Origin of the sequence: Curtobacterium sp. YR515 (assembly GCF_900113095.1) — a bacterium.
Classification (GTDB): domain Bacteria; phylum Actinomycetota; class Actinomycetes; order Actinomycetales; family Microbacteriaceae; genus Curtobacterium.
Window position 1 is genome coordinate 51,198 of record NZ_FOOD01000002.1, and the last position, 17,430, is coordinate 68,627.

16 protein-coding genes are annotated in these 17,430 nt (G+C 70.1%); 6 read left to right on the forward strand and 10 right to left on the reverse strand.

Annotated features, from left to right (window positions below):
• Positions 1–27: 27 nt before the first annotated feature.
• From BM028_RS04985 to BM028_RS05010, 6 genes are all read left to right on the forward strand, one after another.
• The gene (locus BM028_RS04985) at positions 28–291 is read left to right on the forward strand and encodes a glutaredoxin family protein (RefSeq protein WP_071295832.1); all 264 of its coding nucleotides are present in this window, start codon (positions 28–30) and stop codon (positions 289–291) included.
• An 84-nt stretch (positions 292–375) separates the two neighbouring features.
• On the forward strand, positions 376–1,215 hold the full coding sequence (locus BM028_RS04990) for an amidohydrolase family protein (RefSeq protein WP_092385061.1): 840 nt from the start codon (positions 376–378) through the stop codon (positions 1,213–1,215).
• A 41-nt stretch (positions 1,216–1,256) separates the two neighbouring features.
• Complete coding sequence (locus BM028_RS04995; RefSeq protein ID WP_092385063.1) at positions 1,257–2,126, forward strand: fumarylacetoacetate hydrolase family protein; 870 nt, start codon at positions 1,257–1,259, stop codon at positions 2,124–2,126.
• On the forward strand, positions 2,123–2,869 hold the full coding sequence (locus tag BM028_RS05000; protein WP_092385065.1) for an SDR family NAD(P)-dependent oxidoreductase: 747 nt from the start codon (positions 2,123–2,125) through the stop codon (positions 2,867–2,869). Before BM028_RS04995 ends, BM028_RS05000 begins: the two co-directional genes overlap by 4 nt.
• 114 nt (positions 2,870–2,983) lie before the next feature.
• Positions 2,984–3,619 carry a FadR/GntR family transcriptional regulator gene (locus tag BM028_RS05005; RefSeq protein ID WP_070419373.1) on the forward strand — a complete coding sequence of 212 codons (636 nt, stop codon included), beginning with the start codon at positions 2,984–2,986 and terminating at the stop codon, positions 3,617–3,619.
• A 96-nt stretch (positions 3,620–3,715) separates the two neighbouring features.
• Positions 3,716–3,994, forward strand: a complete 279-nt coding sequence (locus tag BM028_RS05010) for a GlsB/YeaQ/YmgE family stress response membrane protein (protein ID WP_071295836.1) — start codon at positions 3,716–3,718, stop codon at positions 3,992–3,994.
• 137 nt (positions 3,995–4,131) lie between these two features.
• On the opposite strand, the gene BM028_RS05015 is transcribed toward BM028_RS05010, so the two are convergent.
• The 10 genes from BM028_RS05015 to BM028_RS05060 all read right to left on the reverse strand — a co-directional run bounded on the left by BM028_RS05015 (position 4,132) and on the right by BM028_RS05060 (position 17,394).
• On the reverse strand, positions 4,132–5,088 hold the full coding sequence (locus BM028_RS05015; protein ID WP_092385067.1) for an aldo/keto reductase: 957 nt from the start codon (positions 5,086–5,088) through the stop codon (positions 4,132–4,134).
• A complete protein-coding gene (locus tag BM028_RS05020; RefSeq protein WP_092385069.1) occupies positions 5,085–5,411 on the reverse strand; it encodes an L-rhamnose mutarotase in 327 nt (108 codons plus the stop codon). The genes BM028_RS05015 and BM028_RS05020 overlap by 4 nt, the downstream gene beginning before the upstream one ends.
• Positions 5,411–6,736, reverse strand: coding sequence for an alpha-L-fucosidase (locus BM028_RS05025; RefSeq protein ID WP_175496000.1), 1,326 nt, complete (start codon positions 6,734–6,736; stop codon positions 5,411–5,413). The genes BM028_RS05020 and BM028_RS05025 overlap by 1 nt, the downstream gene beginning before the upstream one ends.
• A 32-nt stretch (positions 6,737–6,768) precedes the next feature.
• On the reverse strand, positions 6,769–7,689 hold the full coding sequence (locus BM028_RS05030; protein ID WP_070417845.1) for a carbohydrate ABC transporter permease: 921 nt from the start codon (positions 7,687–7,689) through the stop codon (positions 6,769–6,771).
• Positions 7,682–8,650, reverse strand: coding sequence for a carbohydrate ABC transporter permease (locus BM028_RS05035; RefSeq protein WP_070417844.1), 969 nt, complete (start codon positions 8,648–8,650; stop codon positions 7,682–7,684). The genes BM028_RS05030 and BM028_RS05035 overlap by 8 nt, the downstream gene beginning before the upstream one ends.
• A 105-nt stretch (positions 8,651–8,755) precedes the next feature.
• Entirely contained in the window at positions 8,756–9,994 is a 1,239-nt protein-coding gene (locus BM028_RS05040; RefSeq protein ID WP_229085756.1) for an ABC transporter substrate-binding protein, read from the reverse strand.
• A 185-nt stretch (positions 9,995–10,179) separates the two neighbouring features.
• On the reverse strand, positions 10,180–11,514 hold the full coding sequence (locus tag BM028_RS05045) for an enolase C-terminal domain-like protein (RefSeq protein ID WP_092385071.1): 1,335 nt from the start codon (positions 11,512–11,514) through the stop codon (positions 10,180–10,182).
• A 176-nt stretch (positions 11,515–11,690) separates the two neighbouring features.
• Positions 11,691–14,039, reverse strand: coding sequence for a hypothetical protein (locus tag BM028_RS05050; RefSeq protein WP_175496001.1), 2,349 nt, complete (start codon positions 14,037–14,039; stop codon positions 11,691–11,693).
• A gap of 8 nt (positions 14,040–14,047) precedes the next feature.
• Positions 14,048–16,816 carry an RHS repeat domain-containing protein gene (locus BM028_RS05055; protein ID WP_092385075.1) on the reverse strand — a complete coding sequence of 923 codons (2,769 nt, stop codon included), beginning with the start codon at positions 16,814–16,816 and terminating at the stop codon, positions 14,048–14,050.
• Positions 16,817–16,908: 92 nt separating this feature from the next.
• The gene (locus BM028_RS05060) at positions 16,909–17,394 is read right to left on the reverse strand and encodes a glutathione peroxidase (protein WP_070417700.1); all 486 of its coding nucleotides are present in this window, start codon (positions 17,392–17,394) and stop codon (positions 16,909–16,911) included.
• Positions 17,395–17,430 lie beyond the last annotated feature (36 nt).

Genomic DNA, 17,430 nt, shown 5'->3' on the forward strand with positions numbered 1-17,430 from the left:
GGGGCCCGTCGGACGTACTCTCTGGGCATGAGCGATGCATCCTTCGACAAGGTCACGATGTTCGGCGCGGACTGGTGCCGCGACTGCCGCCGTTCCAAGGCGCTGCTCGACACCCTCGGGGTGGACTACGAGTACGTCGACGTGGAGGCGGACCTGACCGCGGCGGACCGCGCCGAGGAGATCAGCGGGCGGAAGAACATCCCCGTCGTCGTGCTGCCGAACGGGAAGCACTTCGTCGAGCCGTCGGACGCCGAACTGCGCTCGGAGCTCGAGGCCGCCGGCGTCGTCTGACGCTCGGGCGCGCTCAGGCGCGCTCGGGCGTGCTCGCGCCGTTTCCCCCGCCCGGACATCGGATGAATCGGGCATGATGGCGGCGTGATCATCGACGCTCACCACCACCTCTGGGATCCGGCAGACCGTCCCTACCCCTGGATGGACGACTCGGTCGCCCCGATCCGGCGACGGTTCGACGTGGACGACCTGCGCGCGGCGACCACCGGGACCTCCGTCACGCGGACGATCGCGGTGCAGGCGGTGCACGACGCGGGCGAGACCGCCTGGCTCCTCGCGCAGCCCGCGCCGGTCGCGGGCGTCGTCGGCTGGGTGGACCTGACCGCGCCCGACGTGGCCGAGCGCGTGGCGTCGGTGTCGACCGGTCCGGGCGGCGAGCGGCTCGTCGGCATCCGCCACCAGGCACAGGACGAGCCCGACCCCGGGTGGCTCGCACGGCCGGAGGTCGTCCGCGGCGTCCGTGCCGTCGCGCGTGCCGGCCTCGTGTTCGACCTGCTCGTGCGGGCCCGGGAGCACGACGCCGCCCTCGCCCTCGCCGACGCCGTGCCCGAGGCGTCGTTCGTCCTCGACCACGCCGGCAAGCCGTCGATCGACACCGGGGACCCCTCGTGGCCGGACCGGATGCGGGACGTCGCCGCCAGGCCGAACGTGGCGTGCAAGGTCTCCGGGCTGCTCACCGAGGCGGGTGCCGACTGGCGGGAGCGCCCCGTCGCCCGGTACGCCCGCGCGGTCGTCGAGCACTTCGGCCCGGAGCGCTCGCTGTTCGGCTCCGACTGGCCGGTGTCGACGCTCGCCGCCGACTACGCCGAGGTCCTGCACACGACGAGCGATGCCCTCGCCGACCTGTCGCCGACCGAGCGCGACGCTGTGCTCCGCGGGACGGCCGAGCGGATCTACCTTGCCGGAGCCTCGACTCAGACATAGGATGTTTCCGCTGCACCGGCGCAGCAGGAGAGCGAGGAACGATGCGGTTCGCACGACTTGGCCCGGCGGGCGACGAGATCCCGGTCGCGATCGACGACGACGGCGAGGTGCTCGACCTCCGGAGCCTCACCGGAGACATCAGCGGTGGCTTCCTGGCGTCCGACCCCGGCCCCGACGCCCTCGTCCGGCACGCCCGCGCCGCCGGCGACCTTCCCGTGATCGACCGGGCCGACGGTCTCCGGCGTGGGTCGCCCGTCGCCCGCCCCGGCAAGGTCGTCTGCATCGGCCTGAACTACCGCGACCACGCCGCCGAGACCGGCGCCGACATCCCCACCGAGCCGATCGTGTTCATGAAGGACCCGATGACGGTGATCGGCCCCGACGACGAGGTCCTCGTCCCCCGCGGCAGCACGAAGACCGACTGGGAGATCGAGCTCGCGATCGTGATCGGCACCACCGCGCGCTACTGCGCGTCCGAGGACGAGGCCGCGACGCACATCGCCGGCTACGCCATCGCCAACGACGTCTCGGAGCGCGCGTTCCAGCTCGAACGCGGCGGGCAGTGGGACAAGGGGAAGTCCTGCGAGACGTTCAACCCGCTCGGCCCGTGGCTCGTCACGCCGTCCGCGCTCGAGGCGGACGGTCTCGACCCGAACGCCCTGTCGCTGCAGCTCCGGGTGAACGGCGAGCTCCGGCAGGACGGCAGCACCCGGGACATGATCTTCCGGCCAGCCGAGATCGTCCGGTACCTGTCGCAGTTCATGGTCCTGTACCCGGGTGACGTGATCAGCACCGGCACACCCGCGGGGGTCGCCCTCGGCAGCGGTGCGCCGTACCTGCAGGCCGGCGACGTCGTCGAACTCACCGCCGAGGGCCTCGGCTCGCAGCGCCAGACGATGGGCGCAGCATGACCGCCGGGACCCACGAGGGCCTGCGCGCCGTCGTCACCGGCGGCGCCTCCGGCATCGGCGCCGCGATCGTCGCCGCGCTCCGTGACCGAGGTGCGACCGTCGCGGTGCTCGACCTGCAGCCCGGTGACGACGCCCTGTCGTTCCGCTGCGACGTCGGTGACGACACGTCCGTCCGGGCAGCGGTCGCCGACGCCGTCGAGCAGCTCGGCGGGCTCGACGTCCTGGTCAACAACGCCGGCATCGGCGCACAGGGCACGGTCGAGGACAACCCCGACGACGAGTGGCGCCGCGTGTACGAGGTGAACGTGCTCGGCGCGGTCCGCCTCTCGCGCGCGTGTCTGCCGCACCTCCGTGACTCCGACGCCGCGAGCATCGTGAACACCTGCTCGATCGCCGCCACCGCGGGGCTGCCCCAGCGCGCGCTGTACTCGGCGACGAAGGGCGCGATCGCCGCCCTCACCCGCGCCATGGCTGCCGACCACCTCCGGGAGGGCATCCGCGTCAACGCCGTCAACCCCGGCACCGCGGACACCCCGTGGGTCGCGCGGCTGCTCGAGCGCGCCGACGACCCGGCAGCGGAACGGGCGGCCCTGGAGGCACGCCAACCGCACGGACGCCTCGTCGCGCCCGAGGAGGTGGCCGAGGCCGTCGCCTACCTCACCAGCCCGCTCGCCCGGTCGACGACGGGTGTCGACCTCGCGGTCGACGGCGGGATGCAGGCGCTCCGGCTCCGGCCCGCCTGATGGGCCCTGGAGGCGCGACTATCGTCGTCGTGTCGGCTCGCGTGGGCGAGTGGCCGAGCAGGAGGTGGTGACGTGGCGTCGCTGACGGATGATGCGATCGCACGCATCCAGCAGATGATCGTGAGCGGCGAGCTCCAACCCGGGCAGCGCCTCCCGCCCGAGAAGGAGCTCAGCGAGTCCCTCGGGCTGTCGCGGAACAGCCTCCGCGAAGCGGTGAAGGCCCTCGAGCTCATCCGCGTGCTCGACGTCCGGCGCGGCGACGGCACGTACGTGACGTCGCTCGAGCCGACCGTCCTGCTCGAGGCGGTCTCCTTCGTCGTCGACATGCACCACGACCGCTCGCTCGTGGACCTGCTCGAGGTCCGGCGGATCCTCGAGCCCGCGTCCGCCGTCCTCGCGACCGCCCGCGCCTCGGAGCAGCAGATCGACGACCTGCACGCGCTCATGCAGTCCGTCGGCGAGGACACCGGCGTCGAGGACCTCGTCGCCCACGACCTGCAGTTCCACTCGACGATCGCGGGCATCGGCGGGAACCAGTACCTGTCCGGCCTGCTCGACGCCCTGTCGAGCAAGACCGTCCGGGTGCGGGTCTGGCGCGGCCTGACGCAGAACGGCTCCGTGCAGCGCACGCTCGACGAGCACGCGGCGATCGTGGACGCCATCCGTCGTCGCGACCCGCAGCTCGTGCAGGCGCTCGTCGTGGCGCACGTCGAGGGTGTGGAGCGCTGGCTGCGGCGCTCGCTCGACTGAACCCGGCAGTCCTCCCAGGCAGGTGCGAGTTGGGTCGGTTGTCGGCCCTGACTCCGGCAACCATGCCGCGGCAACCGCACCCACGAGGAGGAAACCGTGATCGGTCTCATCATCAGCTTGATCATCATCGGACTCATCGCCGGCGCCCTCGCGCGGCTCATCGTCCCCGGCAAGCAGCACATCTCGATCCCCATGACCATCCTGCTCGGCATCATCGGGTCGTTCGTGGGCGGGTTCCTCGGGTTCCTGATCTTCCAGCACGACCCGATGGACGGCTTCTTCCAGCCCGCCGGCATCATCGGCTCGATCATCGGCGCCGTCATCGTGCTGTTCATCTACACGCGCTTCGCCGGCCGGAGCGCCCGCACCCGCTAGTCGGACGTGGCCGGGCACGACCCGGCGCACAACCGAAGTCACCCCGAACCGCGCATCCGCGTGGTTCGGGGTGACTTTCGTTGTGCGCACGCGATCGGCGCCGGGGCGCCCGGCCGCCGGGCCGCGTCGCCCCCGCGTCAGGCGGCGAGCAGGCCCGCGGTGCGCAGGTCGTCCCAGAGTGCCTCGGGCACCGTCGCACCCGCCCGAGCGACGTTCGAGCGCACCTGCTCCGCCGACTGCGCACCGAGGGCGATCGCCCGGACCGCAGCCGCCCGGCGCGGGAACGCGAGCGCGGCCTCCGGCAGCGTGACGCCGTGCCGTTCGCACACGTCGGCGATCGCGTTCGCCCGTTCGACGAGCGACGCCGGTGCCACCGCGTAGTCGTACGTCGCCGAGGCGTCCGGCCGGTCCCGTCCGAGCAGCCCCGAGTTGTAGACGCCGACCGCGACCACGGCGACCCCGAGGTCCTCGCACCGTGCGACCAGCGACGCCGCCGGCTGCTCGAGCAGCGTGTACCGGCCGGCGAGCATGACCACGTCGCACATGCCGGTGGAGACCGCTGCCTCGAGGGCCTCGACGGAGTTCGACCCGACGCCCACCGCTCGGACGACCCCCTCGTCCCGGAGCTCGACGAGCGTCGGCAGCGCCTGGCTCAGCCCGTCCCGCAGTGAGTACACGTCCGGGTCGTGCAGGTAGGCGATGTCCACGTGGTCGAACCCGAGGCGCCCGAGGGACTCGTCGAGGGACCGCCGCACGCCCGACGGCGAGGGATCCCACTGCCGGACCAGGTCGTCCGGCACCGCGAACCCGCCGGAGTCCAGGTCGTCCCCGTCGCCCCGCCCGGGCACGAGCAGGCGTCCGACCTTCGTCGACACCAGGTAGTCGGACCGCGGCCGCTCGGCGAGTGCCGCTCCGAGCCGTCGCTCGGACAGCCCGAGCCCGTAGTGCGGCGCGGTGTCGAACCCGCGGACCCCGGCCTCCCACGCGGTGTCGACCGTGGCCCGCGCCTCGTCGTCGGACACCTCGCGCAGCAGGTTGCCGATCCCCGCACCACCGAACCAGAACGGTCCGCGGTCGAGGTCCGGGGCCGTCACGCGTCCACCTGGTCTGCGAGCGACCACACCCGGGGGATGCCGTCGTCGCCGCCGGAGTAGTCGTCGTCCGCCTCGAGCAACGGGTTCACGACCGCCTGCCACTCGGCGTTCACGGGGTCGTCGGCGAGCGCCTTCCGCATCGCCCGGTAGTCGTCGACCTCGACGAGGTGCACGAGGTCCTGCCCGTCCCGCCAGATCGTCCAGTCCTGCACCCCGGCCGCGCGGAGCCGTGCCGCCAGCGCGGGCGGGACCGAGGTGTGCACGCGTTCGTACGCCGCCTCGCTCCCCGCCCGCAGCCGGGTCCTCGTCAGGATGCGCTGCATCAGTCGCGCAGGAAGAGCTCGACCACGGGCACCGCCACGTCCGGCCGGACGATCGGCAGGGTGAGCGTCAGCGTCCCCGCGGGCTGTCCACCGAGGCCGGTGTTCTGCGCCCGGGTGCCGGGCGCGATCTCGCGGTAGTGGATCTCCGACGCGTCGTTCAGGAGCTGGGCGTACGCGACCCGGCCGGCGAGGTCGGCGAGGTGCACGTGCTCGAACGGCCACGTGAAGAGGTGCAGGTACAGCCGGTTCCCGTTCTGCGTGTACACGGTGCCCGCCGGCGCCCGGAACGACGACGGTCCGGCGCCGTACACCGACCGCGCGTGCTGGTGCATCCACGTGCCGATCCCGGCGAGCGCCGTCCGGGCGACCCCGTCGAACTCGCCACGACCGGTCGGGCCGACGTTGAGGAGCATGTTCCCGTTGTTCGAGACCCCGTCGACGAGCATGCGCACGAGCAGGTCGGTGCTCTTGACGTTCAGGTTGTCGCGGTCGTACCCCCACGAGCCGTTGAGGGTCTGGCAGGCCTCCCACGGCACCTGGACGCCGTCGACCTCCATCGGCTTGTCCGGCTGGTACTGCTCCGGCGTGACGATGTCCCCGGGCAGGTCGAGCCGGTCGTTGACGATGATGCCGGGCTGGAGCCGCTTGGTCAGCGCCAACAGCTCCTCGGACCCCCAGTCGTCGCGGCCCTTGCCGCCCCAGATGTCCTCGTGGTCGTTGTCGCGGTACGAGAAGTCGTAGAACAGGTAGTCGATCCGCCCGTAGTCGGACAGCAGCTCCGTCACCTGCCCGTGCAGGTAGTCCCGGTAGCGCGCCATGTCCCGGCCCTCGTTCAGCGCGGCGATCGCCTCGTCGCCGTCGTCCCGCCTCGGGTGCACGCCGTCGATCGTGAAGTCCGGGTGGTGCCAGTCGATGAGCGAGTGGTAGAACCCGACCCGCAGTCCCTCGGCGCGGACGGCGTCGACGAACTCGCGCACGATGTCGCGGCCGAACGGGGTGTTCGTCGACTTGTAGTCGGTCAGTGCGCTGTCCCAGAGTGCGAAGCCCTCGTGGTGCTTCGTGGTGAGGACGACGTACTTCATGCCCGCCTCACGTGCTCGTCGCGCCCAGTCGGCGGCGTCGAACAGGTCCGGGTCGAAGTGGTCGAAGTACTTCTGGTAGTCGGCGTCGGTGATCCGCTCGCGGTTCTTCACCCACTCGTGCCGTGCCGGCAGGGCGTACAGCCCCCAGTGGATGAACATGCCGAACCGGTCGTGGGTGAACCACGCGGGCAGCCCGGAGGGATCGGTCGCGGTCTGCGGCTCTGCAGGTGCGGTGATGGTCATGTGGCCAGTGTTCCTTTCACGAGTACAGCACGTCACCGGCCGCCGAGGCCGCTGGTGACGATGCCCTTGACGAGGTGCTTCTGCAGCAGGACGAGGAGGATCACGGTGGGGAGCATCGAGATCACCGAGGCCGCCATCACGAGGTTCCACTCGGACCCCTGCTGCCCGAAGAACTGCTGCAGGCCGAGCGGGATCGTGCCGTGGGCCTCGACGTCGTTGACGACGACGAGCGGCCAGAGGAACGAGTTCCAGTAGGAGATGAACGAGAAGACCGCGAGCACGGCCATCGTCGGCCGGGCGAGCGGCAGCATCACCGAGACGAAGGTCCGGATGGCGCCGGCGCCGTCGACGCGTGCTGCGTCGTCGAGCTCCTGCGGCACGGTGAGGAAGAACTGCCGGATGAGGAACGCGCCGAGCGCCGTGAACGCCCACGGGACGATGAGCGCCTGGAAGGTGTCCACCCACCCGAAGCCCTGCATCATCACGTACATCGGGATGACGAGAACGTCCTGCGGGATCATCAGCGTCACCAGGAAGAGCAGGAACACGGTGTTCCGCCCCCGCCAGCGCAGCCGCGAGAACGCGTACCCGGAGAGCACGGCCACGACGACGTTGATCACGGTGCCGGCGGCCGCCACGAAGATCCCGTTCAGGATGAAGCGGGCGAACGGCAGGTAGGTGAACGCCTGGACGTAGTTGTCCCACTCGAGCGAGCGTCCCCAGAGCGTCGGCGGCGTGGTGAACACCTGGTCCGCCGGCTTGAGGCTCGTCGCCACCATGTAGATGAGCGGCGAGACGAAGAGCAGCGCGACGAGGCAGAGGAGCGCGTAGCCGATCGCGTGCCGGAGCCGTCCGGGCCGGGGTGCCGAGGCGGTCCGGGGCACGGACCGCGGGTTGACCGTGCGGTTCGACGTCGTGAACCCGCTCGTGCGGGGCTTGGTCAGCTCACTCATAGTGCACCCACCGCTTCTGCCCGAGGAACTGGACGGCCGTGATCCCGAGGATGATGACGAACAGCACCCAGGCACCGGCGGAGGCCAGCCCGAGCTGCTGGTTCTGGAAGCCCGTGTTGTAGATGTACTGCACGAGGGTCTCCGTCGCCGTGCCCGGTCCGCCCTTGGTGAGGACGAAGGGCTGCACGAACACCTGGAACGAGGTGATCAGCGTCATCATCGTGGCGAAGAACACCGACGGTGAGATGAGCGGGAACTTGATCGCCCAGAACGTCTGCCACGCGTTCGCGCCGTCGAGCTGCGACGCCTCGATCTGGTTCTCGGGCACGGCGTCGAGCGCCGCCGAGAAGATGAGCATGTTGTACCCGAAGCCCTGCCAGACGCTCATCGCGACGATCGCCAGCATCGCCCAGTGCTCGTCGGCGAGGAAGTTCGGCGCGTGCACGCCGACCGTCGACTGCAGGGAGGCGTCGATCGCGCCGCCCGGCTGGTAGAGCATCCGCCAGACCACGACGTTCGCGACGATCGGCGTGATGGTCGGGATGAAGAACAGCACGCGGAAGACGTGTCGACCGGCGATCCGCGGCGTCAGCCAGGCGGCGAGCCCGAGCGACACGACGAGGTTGAGCGGCACGTACAGCACGACGAACAGGGCCGTGTTGAGCGTCACCGTCCGGAACACCGGATCGGCGAAGAGCCTGGCGTAGTTCTCGATGCCGGCGAAGCTGCGCTCGCCGAGCATCGGCCAGTTCATGAAGCTGACGACGAGGGAGGCGATGATCGGGAACGCCGTGAAGACGACCAGCCCGATGGAGTGCGGCGCAGCGAAGGCGGCGCCCCACCACGAGCGCCGACCGACGACGCCGTCGGCGTCACCGCCCTTGGGCCGGGGCGTCGCGGTGCCCGTCGCGACCGCGGTCGCGACGGCGGGGACCGCCGGTGGATCCTGGATGGTGGTCATGCGACGACCTCCTCGTCGTTCGCGGGTGCTTGCTGTCGGGGTGGCGGACTGGAGGCGCGGGGCGGGGTCGACCCGCGCCTCCAGTCCGTCAGTCGGTCGCGTCGGTCACTGCGTGCCGAGCTGGCCGGCGATCGAGGACATCGTGTCCTTGCCGGACGTCTGTCCGTTGACCGCCTGGAGCGCGTACTGCGTGAAGAGCTGGCCCAGCTGGTCGCTCTGCTTGTTGCCCGGGAGCGGCGAGGACTTGGCGAGGGCCGCCTTGAGCGCGGTCTCGGCCCCGTCGATGCCGGCGCTGGAGTACCACGCGTCCTGCGCCGCGGTGCGGGCCGGGAAGGCACGCCCCTGCTCGGCGAGGGACGTCAGGACCTTCTCGCTCGTCATCGTCTGGACGGCCTTGAACGCCTGCTCCGGGTACTTGCACTGCTTCGAGACGCCGAAGCCGGAACCGGCGGCGAAGGTCGACGGGCCCGAGGTCCCGGCCGGCAGCGTCGTGACGCCGAGGTCGAACTTCACCTTGGCCTTCTGGCTGATCAGCGACCACGGACCGTCCGTGTACATCGCGACCTTGCCGGCGGCGAAGTCGTTGCCGGGCGTCGAGGTGTCCGACGACGCCTGGGTCGCGTAGCCCTTCTTCACCAGGCTCGCGAGCCAGTCCAGGCCGTCCGCGAACTTCGTGTCGGTGGCGTCGATCTTGCCGGCCTTCGTGATCACCCGGCCGCCGTTGTAGCCGTAGATCATCGACTCGAGGTTGAGGTCGCCCACGGTCGAGCCGAACTCGGTGATGCCCTTCGCCTTGAGCGCCTCGCCGGCCTGCTCGAAGTCGTCGGTGGTCCACCCGGGCTCGGGGTCGGCCACGCCGGCCTGCTTGAAGAGGTCCTTGTTGTAGAACATCAGGATGGGCCCGGTGTCGTACGGCAGACCGTAGAGCTTGCCGTCGACCTTCATGCCGTCGAGCGCCGTGCTGTCGTACGCCGACAGGTCGAGCCCGTCTTTCTTCGCGAGGTCGTCGAGCGACAGGAGCGACGAGGTGTAGTTCGCCGCGCGGAGCGACTGCATGCTCACGATGCACTGGGCGCTGCCGGCGCTGAGCTGCGTGCTGAGCTTCGTGAAGTAGTTCTCGAACGGGGCGCCCTGGATCGTCAGGGTGATGCCGTCCTCGCTCTTCACGGTGTCGGCGACCTTCTGCCAGGCGGCCTTGTCCTCCTTCCCGGCGATCCACATGGACCAGGTCATGGCGTCCTTGGACTGGCTGCCGCCGGCACTGCTGCCGGAGGAACAACCAGCGAGGACGAGCGCGGTGGCGGCGGCTGCCGCCAGCCCCGCGACGATTCGGCGTCGGTGCATCGGAGTCTCCACTTCGTCGTGGTGATCAGGGTGGGGGGGGTCGGTTCGGGAGGAACGTGGTGCGGGTCAGGGTCGTCGGGCGTCGCGATCGGGGTGCGTCAGGCGACGCGGACGGGGTCGGTGTGCGTCAGGCGACGCGGACGGGGTCGGTGTGCGTCAGGCGACGCGGACGGGGTCGGTGTGCGTCAGGCGACGCGGACGGCGTCCGGGACGCTCGCGTCGACGGCGGCCCAGACCGGGCCGTCGGGGAACGCGTGGTCCTCGAGCGTGGCGGCGTGCATCTCGGTGCCCGCGCCGGGAGCGGTGGGGGGCCAATAGCGGCCGTCGTGCACGTCGACCGGTGTCACGAAGTGCTCGTGCAGGTGGTCGACGAACTCGATGCAGCGGGTGTCGAGGTCTCCGGTGAGCGCGACGGCGTCGAACATCGAGAGGTGCTGCACCGCCTCGCACAGACCGACCCCGCCGGCGTGCGGGCAGACGCGGACGCCGTACTTGGCGGCGAGGAGCAGGATCGCGAGGTTCTCGTTCACCCCGGCGACTCGCGTGGCGTCGATCTGGAGCACCGACATCGCGTCCGCCTGGATGAGCTGCTTCGCGATCACCCGGTTCGCCATGTGCTCCCCCGTCGCCACCGGGATCGGTGCGATGCGGCGGGCGATCTCGGCGTGTCCGAGGACGTCGTCGGGGCTCGTGGGCTCCTCGACCCACGCGATGTCGAACGGGCGGAGCCGCTCGATCCACGTGACCGCCTCGTCGACGTCCCAGCGCTGGTTGGCGTCGATCGCGATCCGGATGTCCGGACCGACCGTGGCGCGGGCGATCCCGAGCCGTCGGACGTCCTCGTCGATGTCCCCGCCGACCTTGAGCTTGATCTGGGTGAAGCCCTCGTCGACGGCCTCGCGGCAGAGGCGGGCGAGCTTCTCGTCGTCGTAGCCGAGCCAGCCGGGGGTGGTGGTGTACGCCGGGTAGCCCTCGCGCTCGAGGCGGCGTCGGCGCTCGGCACGGAGCGGCACGGCGGCCTCGAACAGTTCCCGTGCGTCGGCCGGGGTGATGGCGTCGGAGAGGTACCGGAAGTCCACCAGGTCGACGAGCTCGTCCGGGCTGAGATCGGCGAGCAGCGCCCAAAGCGGCTGCCCGGCACGCTTCGCCCGGAGGTCCCAGAGGGCGTTCACCACGGCGCCGATCGCCATGTGCATCACGCCCTTCTCGGGCCCGAGCCACCGGAGCTGCGAGTCGTGGACGAGTGAGCGCCACGTCCCGCCCATGTCCGCCAGGACCGACTCGGCGTCCGCGCCGACGACGTGCTCGCGGAGGGCGGCGATCGCCGCTTCCTGCACCTCGTTGCCGCGGCCGATCGTGAAGACGAAGGCGGTGCCGACGTGGCCGTCCAGGGCGTCGGTCGCGATCTCGACGTAGGCGGCGGAGTAGTCGGGCGCCGGGTTCATGGCGTCGGATCCGTCGTGGTCCCGGGAGGTCGGGAACCGGACGTCGCGGACGCGCAGACCGGTGATGCGGCTCATCGTGTCTCCTACCCGTTCGGTCTCCGTCGACCGAACGGACTCATCGAAACATCCGATGTCTCTGCTGTCAAGGGTCTTCTCATTCAGGTTTGCGCCGGAATGCGCGGTGAGTCGTCCGATGAATGCGGATGTGCCCCCGCTCCGGAGTGGAGCGGGGGCACTTCTGGGTGATCCGGTTACCGCGCGTGCAGGGTGAAGGTGACGTCCTTCGTGCCCGCGGACTTGAGGGTGCGCGTGAAGGTGTCGTCGTTGATGACGGCACCGGTCGTGTACGACCACTTGCCGTCAGCGCCGGCGATCACGTGCATCAGGTACTTCGACCCCGAGTACACATCGACGCGGGCCTTCGGTGCCGCGGCGCCCTCGATCCGCTGCTTCTCACCCTTCACGAACGACGTCGTCGCCACCGTGATCGGTGCCGTCTGCTCCTGCTCGGCAGCCGTCAGCGTGAACGTGACGTCCTTCGCCCCCTCCGACTTGAGCGTCCGGGTGAACGTGTCGGTGTTGATGACCCCACCGGTCGTGTACGACCACTTCCCGTCAGCGCCGGCGATCACGTGCATCAGGTACTTCGACCCCGAGTAGATGTTGACCTTCGCCTTCGGCGCGGCCGTGCCCTCGATCAGCTGCTTCTTGCCCTTCACGAACGTCGTCGTCGCGACCGTGACCGGCGGCGTCTGCGGCCGTTCCGACGGCACGATCGTGGCCTGCAGGGAGCGGTACTCGCCTCCCCCGAAGCCCGACACGATGATCGGGGTCCGGCCGGTGATCGGCTCGCCGCTCGTGGCGACCCAGTTGCCGTCGGCGTCGGCGATCACGATCTTGCCGTTCGACGGATCCCCGGGCAGCCCTCGGAAGTGCACGACCGCGAACGCGTCGGACGTGCCCCGGATCGTGGCGCGTTCCCCGACCACGAACGACTGCCCGCTCGCGAACGCCAGGTCGTGCTCGACGACGTCGAGGTCCGGGTCGGCGGTGACGGTGCGCGTGACCGCGGAGCCCGCGACCGTGAACGTCAGGTCGTACCGGTCGGCCGTCGCGGCACGGTCGGAGGACGCGATCGCCCATGCGCCGTCGACGTCCGCCACCACCCAGTTGGTCTTCGACGGACCGGAGGCGGACGGCAGCCCGTCGACCGCGATCCGGGAGAACGGCAGAGCGGTGCCGGACAGGCCGACGGTCCCGTCCGGGACGTAGGTGAGCCCACGTTCGATCGTGAACGCCTCGAACTCGCCCTCGCGCGGCGCCTGGTCGATCACGGCGGTCACCACCGGACTGACCGTGCCGTGCTGCTGCCCCTGCACCCGGACCTCGAACACGTTCGTCACCGGGTCCGCGCTGGTCGCCGTCCAGTTGCCGTTTCGGTCGGCCACGACCCCGTACCCGAGGGTCCGCCCCGGAAGGCCGTCGACCCGCACGCTCGTGTAGGCGTCAGCCGTCCCGGTCACCGTGGCGACCTCGCCACGGACGTACGTCTGCCCCTCGGTGACCGTGACGTCGCGCTGCACCGGGACGAAGGACTCGTCCGCAGTCGCCCGCTCCGACCGCGATGATCCGCCGACCGTGAAGGTCAGGTCGTAGCGGTCGGCGGTGGCCGATCCGTGCAGCGTGACGAGCTGCCACGTGCCGTCGTCGTCGGCGGTGACGCGGCGGGTCGTCCCGGAGCCGGAACCGCCGTGCTGCTCGGGCAGTCCGTCGACGGTGATGATGGACCCGGGGAGCGCCTCCCCCACCAACACGAGCCGACTGCCCGGTGCGTACACCAGACCCTCCTCGATCGTGAACGCCTCGAACTCGCCGGGCCGCGCCTCCTGCTCGACCCGCTCCTGCACCCAGCGACTCTGCCCGAGTCCCTGACCCCGTGCCTCGAGCAGGAGCGCGCCGAACGCCGGCTCCTCGCTCGTGATCGACCAGTCGCCGTTCTCGTCGGCAGTGGTGCCGGTACCCGGCTGGCCGGGCTTCCAGCCAGGGAGCCCGAGCACCGCGACGGAGGTGTACGCGTCGGCCGTTCCGGTGAGCGTGAGCGTCTCGCCCCGGACGAAGCGCTGCTCCGCCGGGATCGTGAGTTCTCGCTCGGCGAGTCGGTAGCCGTCCGTCGCACGCGTGGTGACGTCGATCGACGCCCCGCCCGAGGCGACGGCGAGGTCGTAGGACTCGGCGAGCGCCGACCCGGGAACGGTGAACACGATCCACTTGCCGCTCTGGTCGGACCGCACCGTGACCGGTCGGTCGATCGTGCCGCCCTTGCGGGGGATCCCGGTGATGGTGACGTCGGCGTTCGGCGCTGCCGTGCCGGTCAGACCGAGCCGGTCCCCCGGTGCGTACTCGAGGCCGTGTGTGACGGCGAGTGCGGCAGTCGTGTCCTGCTGCGTTGCGCGCTCGGCGGCCTGCGACGCGGACGTCGACGGCTCGGCGGCCGTTGCCGGGGTGGCGGGGAGGGCCACGAGGCCGGCGAGGACCGCGACGGCGATCGCACCACCGGCGCAGCGTCGGCCCGTCGTCGTGGGGTGTTTCTGCTGTTCCATGTCCTTGCTCACTTCGCGGTCAGGGTGAAGGTGACGTCGTCCGTACCCGCGGACTTGAGCGTCCGGGTGAACGTGTCGGTGTTGATGACCCCACCCGTCGTGTACGACCACTTCCCGTCAGCGTCGGCGATCACGTGCATCAGGTACTTCGACCCCGAGTACACATCGACGCGGGCCTTCGGTGCGGCCGTGCCCTCGATCAGTTGCTTCTGCCCCTTGGCGAAGGTCGTCGTCGCCACCGTGATCGGCGCCGCCTGCTCCTGCTCGGCAGCCGTCAGCGTGAACGTGACGTCCTTCGCCCCCTCCGACTTGAGCGTCCGGGTGAACGTGTCGGTGTTGATGACCCCACCGGTCGTGTACGACCACTTCCCGTCAGCGCCGGCGATCACGTGCATCAGGTACTTCGACCCCGAGTAGATCTCCACCTTCGCCCGCGGTGCGGCCATACCCTCGATCAGCTGCTTCTGACCCTTGACGAAGGTCGTCGTCGATACCGTGACCTCGTTCGCCGGTGCCTCGGCCGCTGCCGTGAAGATCGTCTCGACCTCGTGGTCGTTCACCCCGAGCAGCCGGAGCGTGAAGGAGTCCTGGGCGGCGAAGGTGGGGCTGATCCGGAGGGACCACGTGCCGTCCTTCCCGACGCTGAGCTTCGGGTCCGAGATGTACTTGCCGTCGAGCCAGTAGCGGATGTCCGTGTCGGGGAGGCCGGTTCCCCGGAGCGTCAGCTGGTCGCCCTTCGTGTAGGTCGTCCCCGAGGTGATCGTCACCGGCGTCGGCTCGGAGTCCGGGTCGGCCGTGAAGGTCGTGGTCGTGTCGTGTCCGTTCACGCCGACGAGTCGGAGCGTGAACGAGTCCTGTCGGGCGAACGTCTGGCTGATGGGGAGCTCCCACTTCCCGTTCTCGTCGACCGTGACCGGTGCGGTGGAGAGCGCGTCGTCCACCCAGTACTGGATCCGCGTCTCGGGCAGCCCGGTCCCGGCGATGGTGAACGGGTCGCCCTTCGTGTACACGGTTCCCGAGGTGATCATCACCGGCGTCGGCTGCGCGTCCGGATCGGCGGTGAAGGTCGTGGTGCTGTCGTGCCCGTTCTCGCCGCGGAGTCGGAGCGTGAAGGAGTCCTGCCTCGAGAACTCGCTGAGGATCGGGAGCTCCCACTGCCCGTGTTCGTCGACGACGAGCCTGGGTTCCGAGACGTAGGCGTCGTTCACCCAGTAGTCGATGACCGAGTTCGGCAGCCCGGTACCGGTGATCGTGAACGGGTCACCCTTGGCGTACTCCGTGCTCGAGGTGATGGTGACCGGGAGCGTACCGGCGTCCGAATCGGCCGTGAACGTCGTGGTGGTGTCGTGCCCGTTGACGCCGACGAGCCGCAGGTCGAGCGTCTCACCGCCGGTCAGGGACGGCGGAAGCTGGAGGGACCAGCGCCCGTCGGCGTCCGTGTGCAGCTGGGGACTGATGCCCGGGACACCGTTGACCCAGTAGTGGATCCGGGTCTCCGGCACTCCGGTCCCCGTGATCGTGAGCGACGCGCCCCGCGTGTACGAGGTCCCCGACGTGATGGCGACAGGCGTGATCTCGGCATCGGGATCCGCCGCGAAGGTGGCCCCGGCTTCCTGCCCGTTCAGACCGAAGAGCCGGAGCTCGAACGAGTCACGCCCCGCGAAGGCCACGCCGATCGGCAGCGTCCAGCGCCCGTCGTCGTCCACCGTGAGTTCTGGCGACGAGATGAGCTTGCCGTCGATCCCGTAGTTGATCGTCGTGTTCGGCAGTCCGGTACCGGTGACCTTGAACGGCTCGCCCTTGACGTAGGACGTGCCGGACTCGATGGTGATCGGCACGGGCTTCGCGTCCGGGTCGACGGTGAAGGTCGTGGTGCTGTCGTGGCCGTTCTCCCCCACGAGCCGGAGCGCGAACGAGTCGCGAGCGGTGATGCCCGCGCTGATCGGCAGCGACCAGCGCCCGTCGGCGTCGACGTCGATCTCCTTCGGCCCCGGGGCGCCGTCGATGAAGTACTGGATCGTCGTGCTGGCCGGCCCGGTGCCCGAGACGGTGAGCGGTTCGCTCGTCGTGTACTCCGTCGCGGACGTGATGGCGATCGGCGTCGGCTGCGCATCGGGGTCTGCGGTGAACGTCGTCTCGATCTGGTGGTCGTTCGTCCCGCGCAGTCGCAGGGAGAAGGAGTCCTGTCCGGCGAACGCGGCACCGATCCGGAGCGACCAGGTTCCGCCCTTGCCGACCGTGATCTCCGGGTACGAGATGTAGCTGTCGTTCACCCATGCCATGACGGTCGTGTTCGGGAGCCCCGTGCCCGTGATGGTGAAGGGCTGACCCTTGACGTAGTCCGTGCCCGACGTGATGGTGACCGGGGTGCGCTCGGCGTCCGGGTCCGCCGTGAAGGTCGTCGTGGAGTCGTGCCCGTTCTCGCCGTACAGCCGCAGTCTGAACGAGTCCTTCGACTCGACGAACGCTGCGCTCAACTGCAGCGTCCACAGGCCGTCCGAGTCGGTCGTGAGCTTCGGGTCGGCGACGAGGTCGTCGTTGATCCAGACGCGGATCGTCGAGTCCGGAATGCCCGTGCCGGAGATGGCGAGCGGGTCACCCTTGACGTAGGTCGTGCTCGACGTGATCGTGATCGGGGTGGTGGCGCTGTCGGCGCTGCGGGCGACCGGCGCCGCCGCCTGCGCGGGGGCGGCCGTCGAGAGCGCCGGACCGCTCAGGAGGACGAGGCCAGCGACGCCGAGCGCACAGGCGCGGGCGATCGTGGATCGTGGGTGCATGGGAGAGTCCTTCCTCGGGGGAGGACTCAAATGTAGTATTTCCCTCTGAAATACGGCACCGTGCAATTGCTACCGCGCCGAGCGCCGACGGCTCAGGCGGGCAGCGCCGCCTCGATCGCGGCGATCACCTGCGGCGCATCCGGCTTCGTCGTCGGGCGGAACCGCGTGACCGTGCCGTCCGGGGCGACCAGGAACTTCTCGAAGTTCCACGTGACCCGCCCGGCCTTGCCGTCGGCGTCCGGGGTCTCCTTGAGCGCCTGGTAGAGCGGGTGGGCGCTCTTGCCGTTCACCTTGACCTTCTCGGACATCGGGAAGGTGACGCCCCACGTGGTGGAGCAGTACTCGTCGATCGCCTCGGACGAGCCGAGCTCCTGCAGGAACTGGTTGCTCGGGAAGCCCAGGACCGTGAAGCCGCGGGGCCCGTACTCCTTCTGGAGCGCCTCGAGCTGCTCGTACTGCGGAGCGAGGCCACAGCGCGACGCGACGTTCACGACGAGCACCGCCTTGTCCGCGAACGCCCCGAACGTGGTGTCCTCACCGTGCAGCGTCGTGATCGCGATGTCGTCGAAGCGTCCCATGTCCCAAACGTTATCCCCAGCCCTGCTGGTTCGCAG

What these genes read in the sequence shown, in the direction of transcription:
- BM028_RS04985 (WP_071295832.1), top strand. Translation starts at nt 28, where the DNA reads ATGAGCGATGCATCCTTCGACAAGGTCACGATGTTCGGCGCGGACTGG.
- BM028_RS04995 (WP_092385063.1), top strand. Translation starts at nt 1,257, where the DNA reads ATGCGGTTCGCACGACTTGGCCCGGCGGGCGACGAGATCCCGGTCGCG.
- BM028_RS05000 (WP_092385065.1), top strand. Translation starts at nt 2,123, where the DNA reads ATGACCGCCGGGACCCACGAGGGCCTGCGCGCCGTCGTCACCGGCGGC.
- BM028_RS05005 (WP_070419373.1), top strand. Translation starts at nt 2,984, where the DNA reads ATGATCGTGAGCGGCGAGCTCCAACCCGGGCAGCGCCTCCCGCCCGAG.
- BM028_RS05020 (WP_092385069.1), bottom strand. Translation starts at nt 5,411, where the DNA reads ATGCAGCGCATCCTGACGAGGACCCGGCTGCGGGCGGGGAGCGAGGCG.
- BM028_RS05025 (WP_175496000.1), bottom strand. Translation starts at nt 6,736, where the DNA reads ATGACCATCACCGCACCTGCAGAGCCGCAGACCGCGACCGATCCCTCC.
- BM028_RS05030 (WP_070417845.1), bottom strand. Translation starts at nt 7,689, where the DNA reads ATGAGTGAGCTGACCAAGCCCCGCACGAGCGGGTTCACGACGTCGAAC.
- BM028_RS05035 (WP_070417844.1), bottom strand. Translation starts at nt 8,650, where the DNA reads ATGACCACCATCCAGGATCCACCGGCGGTCCCCGCCGTCGCGACCGCG.
- BM028_RS05040 (WP_229085756.1), bottom strand. Translation starts at nt 9,994, where the DNA reads ATGCACCGACGCCGAATCGTCGCGGGGCTGGCGGCAGCCGCCGCCACC.
- BM028_RS05045 (WP_092385071.1), bottom strand. Translation starts at nt 11,514, where the DNA reads ATGAGCCGCATCACCGGTCTGCGCGTCCGCGACGTCCGGTTCCCGACC.
- BM028_RS05050 (WP_175496001.1), bottom strand. Translation starts at nt 14,039, where the DNA reads ATGGAACAGCAGAAACACCCCACGACGACGGGCCGACGCTGCGCCGGT.
- BM028_RS05055 (WP_092385075.1), bottom strand. Translation starts at nt 16,816, where the DNA reads ATGCACCCACGATCCACGATCGCCCGCGCCTGTGCGCTCGGCGTCGCT.
- BM028_RS05060 (WP_070417700.1), bottom strand. Translation starts at nt 17,394, where the DNA reads ATGGGACGCTTCGACGACATCGCGATCACGACGCTGCACGGTGAGGAC.